The organism is Methanohalophilus sp. RSK (genome assembly GCF_003722075.1).
Lineage (GTDB): Archaea > Halobacteriota > Methanosarcinia > Methanosarcinales > Methanosarcinaceae > Methanohalophilus.
In genome coordinates, this window is the sequence record NZ_RDSK01000016.1 from 93,542 (window position 1) to 111,599 (window position 18,058).

Consider the following 18,058-nt stretch of genomic DNA (forward strand, 5'->3'; position numbering starts at 1 on the left):
TACATCTCTTAATTGAAGATGGCTAATTTTTGCTGTATTGTGATTGTTGGAGTATCCACCCGTAGCGGGGTGGGGTAGCCAGGAGATCCCGACGGGCTCATAACCCGTAGACCGATGGTTCGAATCCATCCCCCGCTATACACTCTTCTTTTGGACATATCAACTTCCATTTCAACTTTAAAGAGCATTGCAGGTTTGTTCAATATCGTCAAATTTAAGGGTCCAGACTCATTCTAGAGAATATGTTTCCATTTCCTGCTGAATTGCTAGTCGTAGTTTTTGGTCTTGCAGCTGCTATGTCCTGGGGTACAGGAGACTTCAGTGGCGGTATTGCAACCAAAAAGACCAGTGTTTATGTGGTTGTTATGATAACCCAGTTCATAGGTTTCTTCTTACTTGTTACTACAGGCCACATAACCTCGGAACCCCTCCCTCTAAAAATTGATTATTTATGGGCTCTTCTGGTAGGGATATTTGGGAATGTCGGAATTCTTTCCCTTTACAAGGGCCTTTCATCGGGAAAAATGGGACTTGTAGCACCTGTTTCAGCGGTAGTTGCCGTTCTTGTTCCTGTTGTTTACAGCCTTTTTACAGAAGGGTTACCTGCATTCCATAAAATTTTGGGATTTAGTATTGCTCTTGTAGGTGTTTGGTTAGTCTCAAGCAGCAGCAGTATGTCAAAAATTAATACAGGTGATCTCAAACTCCCTTTTCTTGCAGGACTGGGATTTGGATTGGCTTACATCTCGATCGGTAATTTCAGTGGAGTTTCAATCTTCTGGACACTGGCAGTTGCTAAAATTGAAGGTGCAACAATATTACTAATATTTCTACTCTCAAAAGGTAATCTATGCATACCGGCTAGAAAAGTGGCTCTGCCCATTCTTCTCGCAGGTATTGGTGACACTGCAGGCAGTATCTTTTTCACAGCAGCAAGTCAGGTAGGAAGGCTGGATATTGCCACGGTCACATCTGCTCTTTACCCGGCAGGCACAGTCCTGCTTTCCTGGATAGTGCTTGGTGAATATCTATCGTCCAGACAATGGATGGGAGTATTGATGGCTTTGTTTTCAGTTATTTTGCTGTCTGCTTGATAGGGTACTGACCATTTGTCACAAAATAATTATATAAAACAATCGAGTACTATTGAAGCAGAACTTAAAAAGGACGATCCCGAATATGGTAATGGACAAACTCAGTAATTCCCTGCAGGATGCCCTCAAAAAACTCGTAGGTGCCGGACGCATTGATGAGCGGACGGTAAACGATGTTGTAAAGGATATCCAGAGGGCACTTCTTCAATCCGATGTTAATGTCAAGATGGTTATGCAACTTTCCCAGAGCATAAAGGAGCGAGCTCTTGATGAGGATGTTCCCCAGGGTATGAATCCCCGGGAACATGTGATACGCATCGTTTATGAGGAACTAATGAAAATTGTGGGTGAAGGTACCGATATCCCGCTAAAACCTCAAAAAATAATGATGATTGGGTTGCAGGGTAGTGGTAAGACTACAACCACGTCCAAACTTGCCCGCTATTTCCAGCGTAAAGGGCTCAAACCTGCTGTGGTCTGTGCTGATACTTTCAGGCCCGGGGCTTACCAGCAGCTGAAAACCCTTTGTGAATCCCTGAATGTGCCGTTCTATGGTGAAGAAGGCAATCCTGATGCTGTGGGTATAGTTGAACGGGGCCTTGCTGAAATAGACAAGTATGATGTGAAAATCATTGATACAGCAGGTCGCCACTCTCTCGAAAACGATCTTATCGATGAGATGGAGCGAATCCACGCAATTTCCAACCCTGATTATAAATTGCTTGTACTTGATGCCGGTATCGGCCAACAGGCAAGCGAACAGGCAAAAGCATTCAACGACTCAGTTAGGATTTCCGGTGTTGTAATCTCAAAACTTGATGGTACCGCAAAAGGTGGTGGTGCTATGTCTGCTGTTGCCGCAACCGATTCCTCGATAGCTTTCATTGGTGTGGGGGAAACCCCGGAAGACCTGGAAAAATTCGAGGCAGACAGGTTCATCTCCCGCCTGCTTGGGATGGGAGACCTTAAATCCCTGATGGAAAAGGCAGAAGAATCCCTCTCAGAAGATGAACTCGATGTTGAGTCCATGATGAAGGGGAAATTCACCCTCAAGGACATGTATAAACAGCTTGAAGCCATGAACAAGATGGGGCCTATGAAACAGATCATGCAGATGCTGCCACTGGGTGGTATGGGTATGAAAGTTTCCGATGAGGCATATGAAGTTACAGGCCAGAAAATGGCACAGTACAAAACCCTCATTGATTCGATGACAGAAGAGGAAATGACAAATCCGCGTATAATCGGCAGTTCCCGCATAAAAAGGATATCCATAGGTGCTGGTTCCAATCCGGAAACCGTTCGTGAGCTGCTGAAATATCATAAACAGATGCAAAACGCCATGAAAGGTATGCGTGGTGGCAAATTCAACATGAAGAAAATGATGAAAAAAATGGGAATGTAATCATTCCCTCAGTTCTATTTTTCCGTCTTTGTAACCGATATACACTTTATCGGTATTGGTAAATATTCCGTGTTCTACGATTCCGACAACATTTGACAGTTTATCTGCAAATTCCTGTGGATTTGGGATCTCTCCGAAAGCAGCATCCATAATGAAATTACCATTGTCGGAGATTACCGGTCCGTCTTTTCTGGATGCAGGGCGTATAACGGCTTCTCCACCCATTTGAGCAACCTGTTGCTGTACAAGTTCGCGGGCACACGGCAGGACTTCAATAGGAATTGCCATTGATATTGTTTCACTTATCTTGGAGTCATCCACCACTACAATGAATTTCTTTGCTGAAAGGGAGACTACCTTCTCCCGAAAGTGTGCACCTCCGCCTCCCTTTACTACATTGAGCTTTGCATCCACTTCATCGGCACCGTCAATTGCAATGTCAAGCACGGGATTCTCGGCCAGGCTTGTCAGGGGGATGCCTGCCTGTATCGCCAGCATTTCAGATTGGTAGGAAGTTACAACTGCCCTTATATCCAAGCCTTTTTTAACTCTTTCTCCCAGGCTTTTGATTGCGTAGGCAGTTGTGGAGCCGGTACCCAGCCCCACGATCGTTCCATCTTTCACAAGTTCTGCTGCGGCCTTGCCGGCAGCCTCCTTGCCCGGATGGTGACTTTTTGCATTTCTGTCCGTCATTGTATTGCCTTCTTATGGGGAAAGACGCCTGCGGTCCCTTGGGAACAACACGACATCGCGTATGTTCTCCACGCCAAGCATGGTCATCACAAATCTTTCACAACCCAGGCCCCAGCCGGAGTGGGGGGGCATTCCGTAACTGAAAGCGCGCAGGTAAAAATCAAAGCCTTCAGGGTCCAGTCCCTGATCTGCTATCCTGTTTTTGAGCATTTCCGGAACGTGTATGCGCTGGGCACCGGAGGAGAGTTCCATGGTCCTGTGCATCATGTCAAAGGACTTGGAGAATTCAGGTTTTTCCTCGTAGGGCATGGCATAGAATGGTTTTATTTCAGTTGGCCAGTCAATGATGAAATAGTGTTCCTCCCCGGTTTCTTGGAATACATGTTCCCCGATTGTATGCTCGGAAAGGGTGGAAAGGTCATCTCCCCACTTCAATTCCTCTTCACCATGGGAGTTGACAATATCCATCGCTTCCTGATATGTCAGTTTGAGGAATGGGGTTTTTGGAACCTTGAGTTCGATTCCCATTACTTCAAGAGCATCGGGTACGTTCTCTATGACCTGATTGTAAACGTATTCCACCATGTTTTCGAGGATTTCCATTACATCGAAGTGGTCGACAAAACTCGCCTCTATATCAATAGATGTAGCTTCGTTCAGGTGGCGTCGGGTATCGTGTTCCTCTGCACGGAAGATCGGCCCGATCTCAAATACCCTGTCCATTCCACCGGACATCAGGATCTGCTTGAAAAGCTGAGGGCTCTGGTTGAGGAAGGCTTCCCTGTCAAAATAAGTAATCGGGAAAAGGGCAGTACCTCCTTCGGTTGCTGTGGCCACTACCTTGGGACTTGAAGTTTCCAGGAATCCACCATTTGCAAGATAATTCCTGACAGCATGCAGAACCTCATGTCTTATCCTGAATATGGCATTTGTTCTGCTTCTTCTCAGGTCTATGAAACGTGAATCCAGTCTTGTGTCGAGTTCAGCATCCACTTTTCCTGTGGTGTCCAGAGGCAGGGGAGATTCTGCTTCATTGAGCAGTTCGATCTCATCGGGTATCAATTCATAACCATTAGGGGCTTTCCCTTCCGGCTTGATGCTACCCCTGACAGAGATAACGGATTCACGGATAAGTTTCCTGGCGAAATTGAATAACTCCCTGTCAATCTTTTTCTTCACAAGGGTTACCTGGGCTCTTCCCTGTCTGTCCCTCAATACCACAAAGCAGATACCTCCAAGGTCACGTACCTCGTGTACCCAGCCTGCAAGAGCGACCTTGTCGTCTCCGATCTGTTCGGGGTTGATCTGTGTCGTATAATGTGTCCTTAAATTTTTCAATGACATTTGTCCACCTTGATTGGAATGGTAGTGTGAATATGATTTCTGGTCATTATCGGTTTTCCTCTTAAAAAACATTCCTGTAAATATATCTAACCATTAGTTAAAGGGTCCCGTAACAGATTATTATACTTAACTATTTAATAAATGAACACATAGGAGGAGCAAAACTCAATAGGAGACGCTAGCTACAGTTTTTGTGTTCTCTTTTTGTTTATTTTTTGCATTTATTATTTAAATGGATTCATGGAGACAGAACGCGATGAGTGACAGAGATGTCTATGATGCGACCCATATTCAGGTGTTGGAAGGACTGGAAGCCGTGCGCAAGCGACCGAGCATGTATATCGGAAGCATTGATGGCCGGGGTTTACACCATCTTGTTTATGAAGTAGTGGATAACAGTATAGATGAGGCCCTTGCAGGCTATTGTACCTCAATTGACGTTTCTATAAACAGGGATGGATCGGTCACGGTCAGGGATGACGGCAGGGGAATCCCTACAGATATACATTCCAAATACAAAAAATCAGCACTTGAAGTTGTAATGACCATTCTGCATGCAGGGGGTAAATTCGATAAGAGTTCCTACAAGGTATCAGGTGGTCTTCATGGAGTAGGTGTCTCTGTTGTGAACGCTCTTTCTGAATGGAACGATGTGGAAGTTCACAGGAATGGTAAAATTTTTTATCAGCGTTACGTAAGAGGAAAACCTCTTGATGATGTTATCGAGAAAGGGGATACTGAAAGTACCGGTACATCGATAACTTTCAAACCGGATACCGACATTTTTGAAACAGTAGATTTCAATTTCGAAACCCTAGCCACAAGATTAAGAGAACTTGCATTCTTAAATCGTGGAATTAAGATTGTCATAACCGATAAGAGATCAGATGAGCCCCTGCAGGAAGTTTTTGAGTATGAGGGCGGTATTGTCTCTTTTGTTGAATATTTGAACAAGAGCCGCAATGTGCTGCATGAACAACCTATATATTTTGAGAGGGAAAAGGAAGATACCCGGGTTGAAATCGCCATGCAGTATACAGACAGTTATGGTGAATATGTTTATTCCTTTGCAAATAATATCAATACCCATGAAGGTGGTACTCATCTGGCGGGTTTCAAGTCAGCCCTGACCAGGGTTGCCAATGATTATGCCAAACGCAACAACATTGCCAAAGGGGACATCAAACTCAGCGGTGATGATATCCGAGAAGGGCTGGCAGGAATTATCAGTGTTAAATTAATGGACCCTCAATTTGAAGGGCAGACAAAGACAAAACTTGGAAACAGTGAACTTAAGGGTATTGTGGAATCCATGGTTTCTGAGGGTCTCTCGGAATTCATGGAAGAAAACCCCAAGATTGCTTCTGCTATCCTGCAAAAAGCAATGGATGCACGCAGGGCCAGGGAAGCGGCCAAAAAGGCAAGGGAATTAACGCGGCGTAAAAGTGCCCTGGAAGTCAGCACTCTTCCCGGCAAACTTGCGGACTGTTCTGAAAAAGACCCTTTGGTATCTGAAATTTATCTTGTGGAAGGTGATTCTGCAGGTGGTTCGGCAAAGATGGGTCGTGAGAGACGTTTCCAGGCAATTCTTCCGTTTAGGGGTAAAATATTGAATGTAGAAAAATCCCGTTTGTCCCGGATATTGAAGAATAATGAGATCCTTTCCCTGATCACTGCAATGGGAACCGGTATAGGGGATGAGTATGACCTCTCAAAGGCTCGCTATCACAAGGTAGTTATCATGACTGATGCCGATGTGGATGGCGCACATATACGCACCCTTATGCTGACTTTCTTTTTCCGCTACATGACCCCTTTGATAGATGCTGGCTATGTATACATCGCACAACCACCTCTCTACAGTATCAAGAAAGGTAAAAATCAACGATTTGCCTATACCGAGAGAGAAAAGGACAAAATAATCGAAGAGATTGGCGAAAAGGGTGTAAGTATACAGCGCTACAAGGGTCTTGGTGAAATGAATCCCGATCAACTGTGGGAGACAACCATGAATCCTCAGACACGCACTATTTTGCAGGTAACAATGGAGGATGCGGTCGCGGCCGATAAGATGTTCTCCGTTCTGATGGGAGATGAAGTTGCTCCCCGGCGTAAATTCATACAGGAGCATGCAAAGGATGTTATCAACCTGGATGTATGAGGTGGTATAAGATGGCAGACGATAATGATATAAATCCTCTCGATAAAAGTATCGAACAGCATGGCGGGGAAGGCGGACGTGTCGTTCCCGTACTAATCCAGGATGAGATGAAGCGCTCTTATATTGACTACTCGATGAGTGTTATTGTGGGAAGGGCCCTGCCTGACGCCCGTGATGGTTTGAAGCCGGTTCATCGTCGTATTCTTCATTCGATGAATGAAGCCGGTATTACTCATGATAAGGCGTACAAGAAATCCGCCCGTGTAGTGGGTGACGTATTGGGTAAGTTCCATCCGCACGGTGATACTGCTGTATATGACAGTCTGGTGCGTATGGTCCAGGACTTTTCCCTGCGTTATCCGTTAATAGACGGGCAGGGTAACTTTGGATCTGTTGATGGTGATTCTGCTGCAGCAATGCGTTATACAGAAGTCCGCATGGATAAGATAACCACTGAAATGCTTGAGGATATCAAGAAGGGAACTGTTGATTTCAAGCCTAACTATGATGGTTCCCTGGAGGAACCAGAAGTCCTGCCTTCAAAGTTGCCCAACCTGCTTTTGAACGGCTCCACAGGTATTGCTGTGGGGATGGCAACCAACATGGCCCCCCATAACCTCGGGGAGATTGTGGACGCTACTGTCAAATTGATTGATGGCCCTGATACTGAACTTTCAGAACTTCGAAAGATCGTGAAAGGACCGGATTTCCCTACAGGTGGTATCATAATGGGTACCAGTGGGATCAAGACTGCTTATGAGACAGGACGCTCCCCTATCCATCTACGTGCCGTGACCGAGATAGAGGAGATGAAGAATGATAAATACCGCATTGTGGTATACGAACTTCCTTATCAGGTGAACAAGGCACGTCTTGTAGAATCCATCGCCAACCTCGTAAGGGATAAAAAAATTGAGGGTATTTCGGATTTAAGGGATGAATCCGGCAGGGAAGGTATGCGGGTGGTTATTGAACTTAAGAAAGGCACCAATCCCAAAGTCCTGCTCAATCAGCTCTACAAACAGACCCAGCTTGAAACCACATTTGGTATCATTAACCTGGCTCTGGTTGACGGTGTGCCCCGCGTGCTTAATCTCAGGGAACTGATCCAGATATATCTCAAGCATCGTATAGATGTTATAAGCCGCCGCACGGCTTTTGATCTAAAAAAGGCTGAGGAAAGAGCACATATTCTCCAGGGGCTTAAAATAGCCCTGGATAATATCGATGAAATTATCAAATTGATACGCGGCTCTTCTACCACAGAGGAGGCAAAAGAAGGGCTTATAAATAATTTCGATCTGGATGAAATCCAGGCCAAAGCCATTCTGGATATGAGGTTGCAGCGTCTGACTGGATTGGAGAGGCAAAAGATCGATGATGAGTACGATGAACTGGTCAAAACTATTGCTGATCTTAAGGATATTCTTGCAAATGATGAGCGTAAATATGCGATTATTAAGGATGAAGTTCTGGAGTTGAAAGGTAAATATGGTGATGAGCGCAGAACCCTTATCCAGGGTAGTCGTGAAGAACTTGCGGATGAAGACCTGATACCCGAGGAAGAAGTGGTTGTAACCTCTACCCAGAGTGGTTATATCAAGAATATTCCTCTCCAGACATATAATATGCAGCATCGTGGCGGTCGTGGTGTGAGAGGTATGGAAACAAAGGAAGATGACACTGTGGGAAGCATCTTTGTGGCTTCTACCCATGATTACATCCTCTTTTTCACAAATCGCGGTAAGGTTTACTGGCAAAAGGTCTATGATATTCCCCGGGGAAGTCGCCAGTCCAGAGGAAAGGCCATTGTGAACCTGCTTGAACTTGCTGAAGGTGAATCAGTAAATGCTATGATTCCGGTACATGATTTTGAGAAGGATCGCTACCTTTTCATGGGTACCCGTGTTGGGACCGTAAAACGTTGCAGTCTTTCGGATTTCAGTAATCCACGCCGTGCCGGTATTATTGCGATTTCCCTGAAAGAGGGGGATGAACTTGTAAATGTCCTCCAGACCGATGGAAATCAGGATATAATGCTGGCTTCAAGGCATGGGAAAGCCCTGCGTATCTCCGAGGAAGATGTGCGTGTGATGGGCAGGACTGCACGTGGTGTGAGGGGTATGAAACTGACAGGTGCGGATGTTATTGTAAGCCTGGATGTTGTTGATTCGAATGCCACCCTGTTGACGGTTACAGAGAACGGTTTTGGCAAACGCACGCCATTTGATGAGTACCGCACTCTTCGCCGTGGAGGCCAGGGTGTGATTACCATAGCCACTGATATGCGCAATGGCCCGGTGGTTAATGTAAAAACGGTGGAAGACGACGATGAGATCATCCTGACCAGCTCTGCCGGTATTGTGATACGTATCCCCGTGACGGACATAAGGAAACAGGGACGCAATACCAAGGGTGTGAAAATAATGAATGTAAGGGAAAAAGACAAGTTGGTCAGTTTGGCCAGGATTAAAAAGGAGGAGTAAGTGTAACCTAAAGTTATACTTACTTTCCGTAGCATTTTTCAAGATGTTCCCTGGGTGTCGGTTTTGTCATGTAACTGACAGCAACTGCTACGATTGCTGCAAGACAATGATATTCATCACCGCAAGCCAGAGCAATCCCATTCCCAGTGCACCGGCAGCTCCTCCAAACCCTATGATTGCCGAGGTACTGATAAATGTGGCACCATCGGAAAGGGCAAGTATATAGGGATTGATGTGCCTGCCGGCGACCATATAATCGTCAATTTCTTTTGTCTTTTTGTATCCAAGCATTCCCAGATAGAAAATTATCATAAGGTAGATCAGGACAATTACACCAAGGACGGGCGTGCTTATCATGAGCATGCCTCCGTTTCCTCGCCGTCATTCCATTTCATTATACCATATATCATGCAGCTTATCGCACCTGCTATACACAGGATGTATGCTATCCATATTTGGGGTCTTCTATTCCAAGCATGAGGGCACCTCTATATATGCTATAATGACACATGCTAACATATTTCATAAATATGTTTTTATTGAAACATTTAACAGTGTTAATATCTGGATTATACTCGTTTGTTCCTTATTCATTCAATAAAGAAAGCGCCGGATGTTTCCTTTTCTGGCAATCAACGAGTTTCATGCAGGCCATTGAATCACCCAAAAAGAATATAGGGCACGTGAGACATTTCAATATAATTTCGCAGAAGGATGCTGCGACCAAATCTTTTTATGTAAATATACTTACTATTGACCCTATATCCGATTAAAAAAAAGAAGGCTTATGAGATGGAACTTGAAAACTTAAGGCACGGTACTGAACTCATTAAAAGAGGTTTTGCCAGAATGCAGAAAGGCGGGGTTATTATGGATGTAACCAACCCTGAGCAGGCGAGAATCGCCGAAGAAGCAGGGGCTGTATCTGTAATGGCCCTGCAGGCAGTTCCGGCTGATATCCGTAAGGCCGGTGGAGTAGCCAGGATGGCAGACCCGGAAATCGTTGCGCAGATCATTGATACTGTAACAATTCCTGTAATGGCAAAGGCCAGGATCGGGCATTTTGTGGAAGCTGAAATCCTTGAATCGCTGGGAGCTGATATGGTCGATGAGTCGGAGGTCCTGACTCCTGCAGACGAAATGTATCATATTGATAAAACCGGATTTACTGTTCCTTTTGTATGTGGTGCAAGAGATCTTGGGGAAGCTCTGAGACGTATCAATGAAGGGGCGGCAATGATACGTACCAAAGGTGAAGCAGGTACCGGGGATGTCCGTGAGGCAGTGCGCCACATGAAAAAGATCATGGGAGAGGTACGCGAACTTGCCGGCAAGGATAAGGAAGAACTCATCAAGGTTGCCCGTGACATCGAAGCACCCATAGAACTTGTTCTGGAGTCTGCGGATTTACAACGTTTGCCTGTGGTAAACTTTGCAGCAGGTGGTATTGCCACCCCCGCAGATGCTGCTCTCATGATGAGGTTGGGTGCAGATGGTGTATTCGTAGGTTCTGGAATTTTCAAGGCCGAAAATCCTGAAATGATGGCTAAAGCAGTTGTAGAAGCTGTTAATAATTATGATAACCCCGAAAAACTGGCAGAAATTTCCAGGGGAATCGGTTCAGGAATGAAGGGCATGAGTGCTGACACTATACCCCCCGAAGAAGCTCTGCAGACACGTGGCTGGTAAATTATCAACGGTGAAATTGATGCGTATCGGTATAATCGCCATACAAGGTGATGTTTCCGAACATATTGATGCCGTAGAACGTGCCCTTTGCGAAAGGGGCATTGGAGGTGAAGTGCTGGAAATCCGTCATGAAGGCATTGTGCCCCGGTGTGATGCCGTCATACTACCCGGAGGGGAAAGTACAACATTGGGCTGTCTGATTGAAAGAGAAGGAATTGCAGGTGAAATTCAGAATGCTGCAAAGAACGGTATTCCTGTACTTGGCACCTGCGCCGGCCTGATCCTTGTTGCAACCCGCGGGGACGAACAGGTATATAAGACTCATCAGCATCTTCTCGGTCTGATGGATGTGAAAGTGAACCGGAATGCTTTCGGAAGGCAGCGGGAGTCCTTTGAGGTTGATCTGGATCTTCCATTCCTGGATTCTCCCTATACAGCAATTTTTATCCGGGCTCCTGCAATCATGGATGCAGGCCCGGAGGTTGATGTATTGTCAACAATTAATGGGAGAATTGTAGCAGCAAGACAAAACAATGTACTTGCTCTGGCTTTCCACCCCGAACTGACACCCGATCTACGGTTGCATCATTATTTCCTGGATATGATTTCAGTTACCTGAAGTCAGAAATTAAAAAATCATAAATGTAATATACCTCTACCTTACTATTTTTATTATCTATCAAGGAGATCTAAATATGGTAAAACTCACAGAAGATATGAAAGAATCAATTGCCAATGTAAGGCCACTTCCCTTTGCAACCGCATCTAAAGACGGTATACCAAATGTAATTCCAATTGGTATGTGCAAACTGGTGGATGATGCAACTATCTGGATTGTGGACAATTATTTTTTGAAAACCCGCAATAACCTTAAAGAAAATCCTAAAGCATCACTTTATGTATGGGGTGAAGGCTCAAAGGGCTGTTTCCAGATAAAAGGTGATGTGGAAATTAAGACTGAAGGTGATGATTACGATGCTGCATATGCCATGGCAAAGGAAAAAGGAGATAAATATCCTGCCAAAGCCCTGATTGTCATGAAAATTAACGATGTCTTTGAGTGTAAAGGTGGCCCTGAAGCTGGAAAGAAGTTGCTCTGAAATTATGTTAGTCCTTTTTTGGGACTAACTCTGAATTTTTTTCATACCATTCATAGAGCTTGGTTGCCCACTTAATGGCTGCTTTTTCTGTACCCATAAGGTAGCTGTTGTCATAACGGCAGGTTTTCAACATAAGGGATAACAGGAAATATTGATCAGAAGCAATGATTAAGGAGGGCATGACTTCTCCTTTGTAGATCAATATCCGGGAATTCTCTGAATTTTTGAGTATTTGGGTTGCTTCAGGATGATCATTTTTCATTTTTTCAAATATCGGTTCTGTCATTATCAGCGATAAGTTTGCTCCTTTTGAAACCATTTCAGAGGCAAGCGGAGGATATTCCGGATGATAGACTGCAATAAAAGCTTTAATCCAGGTAGAAACCTTTGTAAGTGGTTTTATTTTTGCGAAAGGATCGAATGCATCAGTAAGGGATGGTACGATATATTCACTATTATTTAATTCTCCGATGTGGTGCAATAATTCTTTTGGAATAGGGGTTAAATCATGTTCATTTAAATAATCGAAATGATCTTCAAGTACATCAAATGTTTGAAAGACCTCCTGGAGCATTTGTGTCAGCAGCATGCCAATCCTGGTTAATGAATACGTACCGTTTTCCTGAACTATGAGGCCGTTTTCTTTCAGTATTTTTATCTGGGGAAGAATTGAAGGCGAAGTTTCATCAAGAATCTCTTTTATTTCATCAATATCCTTCTTGCCTTCCATAAGCAGGAGAAGAAGACCCTTACGTTTTTCGGAAAAACATGTAATGTCAATAAGTGAGCGCCTCATATCTCTTCTTCCTGCTTTGCTTCAATTGGTACAAATTCTGTCTGCAAATTGACTTCTTTTATATATTTTATATATGTCAATTAGATTATGTCTATTTATACTTTTGAGTGAGCATCATTTTAGTATCAGTTATCTTTTTTATTATCTATACTGTATCCCTATCATAGTACAGCTTCTTTTCAAATATGGCTATTGAAGGTGGTTTTATAGATGGCCTTATATCAGTTGTGAGGAAAAGATAACCTATTACATGAGTGTAGTATTCAAGATAACCCTTTATGATACGGTTTAGTCCCTCGATTCTTCTTCCTGAAATAAGGATTATGAACCATTGGAGGACAAGACAGATTCCTGTAAATATCCTATATATATATTACAATTCTTATAAGAATGCAATAAATGATCCTGAAAAATAATTCCAGTCTGCTGGCTTTCTTCTCATAAGAGAAGAGCTGTTTAATATTTGAATTCCGGATATCCATGCCACATCTATCCCCAATATTCTATACATACAATATAATTAATTTTTATAAATAACTATTGTATAAAATGCAATTGAAGATATAATTGTGTGTAGTCGATAACGGATATTCAGGGATGAAATATAAATTGAAATAAAAAGGACGGGAGATTTACTCTTCGGAAGTTTCTCCCTCTTCGCCGCCACCGAGAATTTCTTCGATGGTTTTGTCTCCATATCCAATAACTTTTGTGTTGATCTGGACAATATCCGGAGCGATCTCCCTTCCTCTGAGGAATTTACGGCGACGCATTCCTTTGTCTTTTGGCTTATATCCGACACCCTCAGCTACGAGTAATCTCTGCCTTTTTGGGCCGGGTACGTTCTTGCGCATGACAAAACCACTTCTGTCACTTCCTCCAGTTATCTGGATAGTGTAACCGGGGAGACCGACTACTGTTCCTTCTACAGTTTCGCCTATTGCTTTTCCTATGAACTTATTTGCCTCGCCACCACTCACATCGAACTGGTATGCTTTGGCTTTTGGATCTGATACGACAACTTTGAAATCTACCATTATTTACCTCCAACATCAATTAATATATTACTTGGCCCAGAACGGATTATCCTTGCGTTTGATTTCAAGGAAAGCATCGAGGGTCTCCATTTCATCTGCCGAAAGTGAGTCAAGTATCTCCGTTTCAAGCACCTTTGCATGCTTTTCAGGAATATTTGAATAAAGTACATCACCTTCTTTGATCTGGCGACCTATTGTAGGTCCATCAATCGCCATTGCAACTTCCATCCCTGCACTGGCTTCCTTGATGTTTTCTCCTTCTAATTGGAGCCCTTTGATTGTGCCTACAACTCTGCCACTGTTATCTGTAACACCGATGTTAGTTTTGACCTTTCCACCTGTGATTCTTACACCAACAACAGCAGGCTTGCTTTGTCTGAACGTACATTCTGGGAGAAGCAGGAATCTTGCAGGCTTGACTATGAGCTGGGATATTGTTTTTTCGGATTTCTCCTTCTTTTCTTTGACCCAGTCTTTGTAATCATCAATAAGCCTGTAAATAACATCGTTCTGGAATATTTTAAGATCGGCACCCTTTGCTTTTTCTTTTGCATCAGGTAACATCTTTACATTAAAGCCAATAAGAACCGCATTAAAAGGATCTTCGATAGCCGAAACCTCGATAATATTCCTCTGGGATACATCTCCTACTTCAGCTTTTCTGATGGGTATGTCCTCTTTCTGGAGCTCATTAACCAGTGCTTCCAGTGATCCGATGGTATCTGCTTTGAGAGTCACACCTGTAGTACCCGTACTAATCTGTACCTCGTCAAGTTCCTCTTGAACTTCTTTGACAATCGTTTCAAGGTGTTCCGGGTCAGCCACCCTTACAGTGGCACCTGACAGGGCATCATCTAGATTGGGCGCAGATATCTTTACACCAATAGCAGCCGTAACTGATTCCACATTCTGGAACTTTTCCTCGGAGGATATTTCTCCCATTGGATTGGGTTTTAGCAAAGCCCTCACTTTGGTCTGAATAGGCTCCCCAAGACTTCCGACTACAATAGTGTCCCCTTTTTTGAGGGTTCCATCATAGAGAATAATATCGATGGTGGTTCCCAAGCCCTTTTCTTCCTTTACTTCAAGTATTGTTCCTTCACCAGGCCCACTTGCGTTATAATGAAGATTAGATTCAAGGAATTTCTGGGCCAGCCCGAGTAATACCATAAGCAGATCAGGTATACCTTCGCCGGTAACCGCGCTTATTGGTATTATTCCTATATTTCTCTGGAAGTCAGAAACACGGTCATAGCGTTCGGAATTGAAACCACTGTTATATAGTTCCCCGACAATTTCATAGAACTTGTTATCAAGATCAGTTCTTACACGTTCACTTTGTTTGTTGTAAGTTTCCAGAAAACTCGCACTTTCATATGATTGCCAGCCATGTATCCTGTCAATCTTATTTGCAACAACCACAAAAGGAGTTTTGAATCGTTTGAGTATTTGCAGACTTTCTTTTGTCTGGGGCATGAAGCCCTCATTAATGTCTACAATTACTACTGCCAGATCAGCAAGTGCTCCTCCTCTGCTACGCAGGGATGTGAATGCATGGTGTCCCGGTGTATCTATAAATAAAAGGCCAGGTACGATGAAATTGTTCTTCATCCCGGAAGCACCACTACGTTCTATAATGGAATCGATCGTTACTTCCGTTGCACCGATATGCTGGGTGATCGCACCGGCTTCTCCTGCAGCCACAGAACTACCGCGTATCCTGTCTAACAGTGTGGTCTTACCGTGATCCACATGTCCCATAACGCATACAATGGGTGTCCTGAGATTTTCGTTATCGGTAATATGCATCCCTTCCTTAAGAAACAGGGGAGTGAGCAAAAGGGTACTCACTCATAGAGCCATTCTTCGTCTATACGGGAATATTCGTTTGTCTCATTATCCTTGAAATGGATGCTGATTTCTCTTTCAGCTGATTCTACTGAATCGGATGCATGTACCACATTTCTACCTGTTTCAAGAGCAAAATCGCCCCTGATTGTACCAGGCATTGCTTCGGCTGGATTGGTGGCACCATTTATTGTCCTCATGGATTTTATTGCATCCTTGCCTTCAACAATCATTGAAACTGAAGGAGCGGCAGTTACATAGGATATAAGTGAACCGAAAAATGGCTTTTCGCAGTGTTCACTGTAATGTTCCTTTGCATCATTCTCATCGATAACATTCATGCGCATGGCACTTATCTTGAGACCTCTCCTTTCGATTCTTCCTATGATCTCTCCAATAAGTCCCCTCTGGACTCCGTCGGGTTTGATCATAACATATGTGCGTTCCATTGATTAATTCCTCATCAGGCTTTTTTCATGTAGGTCCTGCCCGTTTCGGTCCAGATAGTACGCCTTGGAAGCCTACCCATCTTGTAGTTGTTCCTGCATTTAGAAGAGCAGAAATTGTAGGTAGAACCGTCCTTCTTTGCAAAAAGGACACCAGTTCCCGGTTCCAGTTTAGTTCCGCAGAAAGAGCATTTCTTGGTTTCCATTGCGCATCACCTTGTTGTAAGTTTCTTTGCCTCTCTGGAAGTCTCCATCAGCATCAGCACATCGCCGATACGAACAGGGCCCATACAGTTACGGGTGATGATCCTGCCCTTGTCCCGGCCATCCAGTACCCTGCACTGGATCTGGCTTGCTTCGCCATGCATACCGGTATTGCCGATGACATCTATGACCTCCGCGGCATATCCTAAGTTTTCATCTGCCATGGAGAATTACTCCTTTTATATGGATAAGTTTATTTGAGGGCACTGACTTTTTCGGCCAGGTCCTCGATGGTCTCTGCGCCCTTACCTGCATCTGTAATTACTACTGCAGCACAGCCAACGCCTATTCCGCAGGCAGCTCCGAGTTCTTTCTGCTGTTTTACGTAGATGTAAGGTGCATTCTTTTCTTCACAAAGGGGACCAATGTGAGCTACTACTTCTGCAGGTTCAACATCGTCTGCAATGACCGCCAGTTTTGCAATACCTCTTTCTACAGCCTTTGTAGCTTCGTTAGCTCCTTTTTTTACCTTGCCAGTATCTCTGGCAACTTCTACTGCTTCAAGAGCTTTATCTATTAGTTCATCTGGAACATCAAATTTTGCCATAATTTCTATCTCCTTCGAAATCACGGTTTACACCGCGGTTTGTCATTATTCATTGTATAGATGCAAACAAAGGTCAATTCTACCATACTGTTTACATTCGTTGGAGTATTTGGTATGAATCGCCACTGGTACATATATAACTTGCGACAACTCGATAGCACTTCTTGAATATGCCTATCGATTATAAAACTTCTGGTATCGATTTAAAAAAGTAAAAGGAAAAATTACTGGATGGGTTCCATAGCCATTGCATAGAAGTTAGATGCATTGGCAGTGATGTCCACCTTGATAATATTTCCATACTCTGTAATGTTGTAGTTTAGGCCTTTCTGACTTGTGTTGGATGCCCTTATTGTCAGGTTGGTCATTGTATTTTCTGTGGGGTTAGCATACAGGGCCGTTCTTCTGAAACTGCTGCCATCTTCAATAGCCCATTCAACATAATACTGGTCTGCGAACTCATTTTCCAGATCGACAACTTGCTGTATAGGGGCATCTGCACTTGCGAATTGGAGAATCTCATTGAATTTCTGGGCGGATTCTGCATCTCCTTCAATTACGTCTATTGTGTCTTCAACACTTTGTTGTTCTCCCAGGATCATGGGGGTTCCTATGACGTTGTAGATACCCTGTCCTCTGGAAAGGGGCTGGTATCCCTTATATGTTTCAGGAGCAGTATAGTACTGGAATGCCACAACCTGCGGGTCAATCTCATGCATTTCTATCCATGAAGAATTATCATATCCTGCTGAATACAGTTTGGTCACATTTGACCCGTAGAAATTATTGTAAACTGATGTATTACCCGTAAGATATTGCAGTGGGGTACCTTTCAGGTAGGCAATGTCCATGTATCTGGCTGTAGTAACATTATCCGGAGTTACCTGCAGACCATCCTGGATAGAGTTTAATGTTATCCCTATATGCTCTCCCGGCACACTCTCAAAACCAGATACCTGAACATTTTCAGATTGTTCATTATCGTTGTTGGTTGACCCGCCGCTGAAAAAGAACATTCCGATTGAGCCGACCATTATTACTGCAAGGAATATACCTACATATTTTGTATATTTTTTTTCATCTTTTTTTCTAGGACTCATGAATTCACTCCGCAGTCATCCCTATTGAATTTAACAACGATACTCTTT

General features: G+C 43.7%; 19 protein-coding genes, 1 tRNA gene and 1 pseudogene. 8 read left to right on the forward strand and 13 right to left on the reverse strand.

Annotated features, from left to right (window positions below; all coding sequences use genetic code 11):
- Window positions 1-63 precede the first annotated feature (63 nt).
- The 3 genes from EFE42_RS09355 to EFE42_RS09365 all read left to right on the forward strand — a co-directional run bounded on the left by EFE42_RS09355 (window position 64) and on the right by EFE42_RS09365 (window position 2,499).
- A tRNA-Met gene (locus EFE42_RS09355) sits at window positions 64-138 on the forward strand.
- Between the two features lie 104 nt (window positions 139-242).
- Complete coding sequence (locus tag EFE42_RS09360; protein WP_123136981.1) at window positions 243-1,094, forward strand: EamA family transporter; 852 nt, start codon at window positions 243-245, stop codon at window positions 1,092-1,094.
- An 85-nt stretch (window positions 1,095-1,179) separates the two neighbouring features.
- Window positions 1,180-2,499, forward strand: a complete 1,320-nt coding sequence (locus EFE42_RS09365; protein ID WP_123136982.1) for a signal recognition particle protein Srp54 — start codon at window positions 1,180-1,182, stop codon at window positions 2,497-2,499.
- Here EFE42_RS09365 and rpiA read toward each other — a convergent pair whose 3' ends face one another.
- Window positions 2,500-3,192, reverse strand: coding sequence for a ribose-5-phosphate isomerase RpiA (gene rpiA, locus EFE42_RS09370; protein WP_123136983.1), 693 nt, complete (start codon window positions 3,190-3,192; stop codon window positions 2,500-2,502).
- A 12-nt stretch (window positions 3,193-3,204) separates the two neighbouring features.
- Window positions 3,205-4,536, reverse strand: coding sequence for an aspartate--tRNA(Asn) ligase (gene aspS / locus EFE42_RS09375; protein ID WP_123136984.1), 1,332 nt, complete (start codon window positions 4,534-4,536; stop codon window positions 3,205-3,207).
- 256 nt (window positions 4,537-4,792) lie between these two features.
- On the opposite strand from aspS, the gene gyrB reads away from it, so the two are divergent.
- Together gyrB and gyrA are read left to right on the forward strand one after the other, a co-directional pair.
- Window positions 4,793-6,697 carry a DNA topoisomerase (ATP-hydrolyzing) subunit B gene (gyrB, locus tag EFE42_RS09380; RefSeq protein ID WP_123136985.1) on the forward strand — a complete coding sequence of 635 codons (1,905 nt, stop codon included), beginning with the start codon at window positions 4,793-4,795 and terminating at the stop codon, window positions 6,695-6,697.
- Window positions 6,698-6,708: 11 nt separating this feature from the next.
- A complete protein-coding gene (gene gyrA, locus EFE42_RS09385; RefSeq protein WP_123136986.1) occupies window positions 6,709-9,183 on the forward strand; it encodes a DNA gyrase subunit A in 2,475 nt (824 codons plus the stop codon).
- Between the two features lie 102 nt (window positions 9,184-9,285).
- Here the strand turns inward: gyrA and EFE42_RS09390 are convergent.
- Window positions 9,286-9,540: pseudogene (locus EFE42_RS09390) on the reverse strand (sodium:solute symporter family protein); the annotation flags it as partial.
- On the reverse strand, window positions 9,537-9,638 hold the full coding sequence (locus EFE42_RS11045) for a symporter small accessory protein (protein WP_370448688.1): 102 nt from the start codon (window positions 9,636-9,638) through the stop codon (window positions 9,537-9,539). The pseudogene EFE42_RS09390 and the gene EFE42_RS11045, both read right to left, overlap by 4 nt.
- A gap of 337 nt (window positions 9,639-9,975) precedes the next feature.
- Between EFE42_RS11045 and pdxS the strand changes: the two genes are divergently transcribed.
- The 3 genes from pdxS (at window position 9,976) to EFE42_RS09405 (ending at window position 11,972) form a co-directional block, all read left to right on the forward strand.
- Complete coding sequence (pdxS, locus tag EFE42_RS09395; protein WP_123136987.1) at window positions 9,976-10,872, forward strand: pyridoxal 5'-phosphate synthase lyase subunit PdxS; 897 nt, start codon at window positions 9,976-9,978, stop codon at window positions 10,870-10,872.
- Between the two features lie 19 nt (window positions 10,873-10,891).
- Window positions 10,892-11,491: a pyridoxal 5'-phosphate synthase glutaminase subunit PdxT gene (pdxT, locus tag EFE42_RS09400; RefSeq protein ID WP_123136988.1), complete on the forward strand. Its 600-nt coding sequence runs from the start codon at window positions 10,892-10,894 to the stop codon at window positions 11,489-11,491.
- A gap of 76 nt (window positions 11,492-11,567) precedes the next feature.
- On the forward strand, window positions 11,568-11,972 hold the full coding sequence (locus tag EFE42_RS09405) for a pyridoxamine 5'-phosphate oxidase family protein (RefSeq protein ID WP_123136989.1): 405 nt from the start codon (window positions 11,568-11,570) through the stop codon (window positions 11,970-11,972).
- Between the two features lie 7 nt (window positions 11,973-11,979).
- Here EFE42_RS09405 and EFE42_RS09410 read toward each other — a convergent pair whose 3' ends face one another.
- The 9 genes from EFE42_RS09410 to EFE42_RS09450 all read right to left on the reverse strand — a co-directional run bounded on the left by EFE42_RS09410 (window position 11,980) and on the right by EFE42_RS09450 (window position 18,010).
- Window positions 11,980-12,768, reverse strand: a complete 789-nt coding sequence (locus EFE42_RS09410; protein WP_123136990.1) for a winged helix-turn-helix domain-containing protein — start codon at window positions 12,766-12,768, stop codon at window positions 11,980-11,982.
- 145 nt (window positions 12,769-12,913) lie between these two features.
- Window positions 12,914-13,138, reverse strand: a complete 225-nt coding sequence (locus EFE42_RS10830) for a DUF4389 domain-containing protein (protein ID WP_370448689.1) — start codon at window positions 13,136-13,138, stop codon at window positions 12,914-12,916.
- Between the two features lie 262 nt (window positions 13,139-13,400).
- Complete coding sequence (locus EFE42_RS09420; protein ID WP_123136991.1) at window positions 13,401-13,805, reverse strand: 30S ribosomal protein S6e; 405 nt, start codon at window positions 13,803-13,805, stop codon at window positions 13,401-13,403.
- A gap of 27 nt (window positions 13,806-13,832) precedes the next feature.
- Window positions 13,833-15,608, reverse strand: a complete 1,776-nt coding sequence (gene infB / locus EFE42_RS09425; protein ID WP_123137014.1) for a translation initiation factor IF-2 — start codon at window positions 15,606-15,608, stop codon at window positions 13,833-13,835.
- Between the two features lie 44 nt (window positions 15,609-15,652).
- On the reverse strand, window positions 15,653-16,102 hold the full coding sequence (gene ndk / locus EFE42_RS09430) for a nucleoside-diphosphate kinase (protein WP_123136992.1): 450 nt from the start codon (window positions 16,100-16,102) through the stop codon (window positions 15,653-15,655).
- A gap of 14 nt (window positions 16,103-16,116) precedes the next feature.
- The gene (locus EFE42_RS09435; RefSeq protein WP_123136993.1) at window positions 16,117-16,305 is read right to left on the reverse strand and encodes a 50S ribosomal protein L24e; all 189 of its coding nucleotides are present in this window, start codon (window positions 16,303-16,305) and stop codon (window positions 16,117-16,119) included.
- Between the two features lie 6 nt (window positions 16,306-16,311).
- The gene (locus tag EFE42_RS09440; protein ID WP_013037328.1) at window positions 16,312-16,527 is read right to left on the reverse strand and encodes a 30S ribosomal protein S28e; all 216 of its coding nucleotides are present in this window, start codon (window positions 16,525-16,527) and stop codon (window positions 16,312-16,314) included.
- 29 nt (window positions 16,528-16,556) lie between these two features.
- Window positions 16,557-16,919, reverse strand: a complete 363-nt coding sequence (gene rpl7ae, locus EFE42_RS09445; RefSeq protein WP_096711624.1) for a 50S ribosomal protein L7Ae — start codon at window positions 16,917-16,919, stop codon at window positions 16,557-16,559.
- A 215-nt stretch (window positions 16,920-17,134) separates the two neighbouring features.
- Entirely contained in the window at window positions 17,135-18,010 is an 876-nt protein-coding gene (locus EFE42_RS09450; RefSeq protein WP_123136994.1) for a hypothetical protein, read from the reverse strand.
- Window positions 18,011-18,058: the final 48 nt, after the last annotated feature.

Excerpts from the sequence above, each read along its gene's own strand:
- EFE42_RS09365 (WP_123136982.1), top strand. The coding sequence starts at position 1,180 with ATGGTAATGGACAAACTCAGTAATTCCCTGCAGGATGCCCTCAAAAAA.
- EFE42_RS09410 (WP_123136990.1), bottom strand. The coding sequence starts at position 12,768 with ATGAGGCGCTCACTTATTGACATTACATGTTTTTCCGAAAAACGTAAG.
- pdxT (WP_123136988.1), top strand. The coding sequence starts at position 10,892 with ATGCGTATCGGTATAATCGCCATACAAGGTGATGTTTCCGAACATATT.
- aspS (WP_123136984.1), bottom strand. The coding sequence starts at position 4,536 with ATGTCATTGAAAAATTTAAGGACACATTATACGACACAGATCAACCCC.
- ndk (WP_123136992.1), bottom strand. The coding sequence starts at position 16,102 with ATGGAACGCACATATGTTATGATCAAACCCGACGGAGTCCAGAGGGGA.
- EFE42_RS09420 (WP_123136991.1), bottom strand. The coding sequence starts at position 13,805 with ATGGTAGATTTCAAAGTTGTCGTATCAGATCCAAAAGCCAAAGCATAC.
- EFE42_RS09450 (WP_123136994.1), bottom strand. The coding sequence starts at position 18,010 with ATGAGTCCTAGAAAAAAAGATGAAAAAAAATATACAAAATATGTAGGT.
- gyrA (WP_123136986.1), top strand. The coding sequence starts at position 6,709 with ATGGCAGACGATAATGATATAAATCCTCTCGATAAAAGTATCGAACAG.
- EFE42_RS09360 (WP_123136981.1), top strand. The coding sequence starts at position 243 with ATGTTTCCATTTCCTGCTGAATTGCTAGTCGTAGTTTTTGGTCTTGCA.
- EFE42_RS09405 (WP_123136989.1), top strand. The coding sequence starts at position 11,568 with ATGGTAAAACTCACAGAAGATATGAAAGAATCAATTGCCAATGTAAGG.
- EFE42_RS09435 (WP_123136993.1), bottom strand. The coding sequence starts at position 16,305 with ATGGAAACCAAGAAATGCTCTTTCTGCGGAACTAAACTGGAACCGGGA.
- gyrB (WP_123136985.1), top strand. The coding sequence starts at position 4,793 with ATGAGTGACAGAGATGTCTATGATGCGACCCATATTCAGGTGTTGGAA.
- pdxS (WP_123136987.1), top strand. The coding sequence starts at position 9,976 with ATGGAACTTGAAAACTTAAGGCACGGTACTGAACTCATTAAAAGAGGT.
- rpiA (WP_123136983.1), bottom strand. The coding sequence starts at position 3,192 with ATGACGGACAGAAATGCAAAAAGTCACCATCCGGGCAAGGAGGCTGCC.
- EFE42_RS09440 (WP_013037328.1), bottom strand. The coding sequence starts at position 16,527 with ATGGCAGATGAAAACTTAGGATATGCCGCGGAGGTCATAGATGTCATC.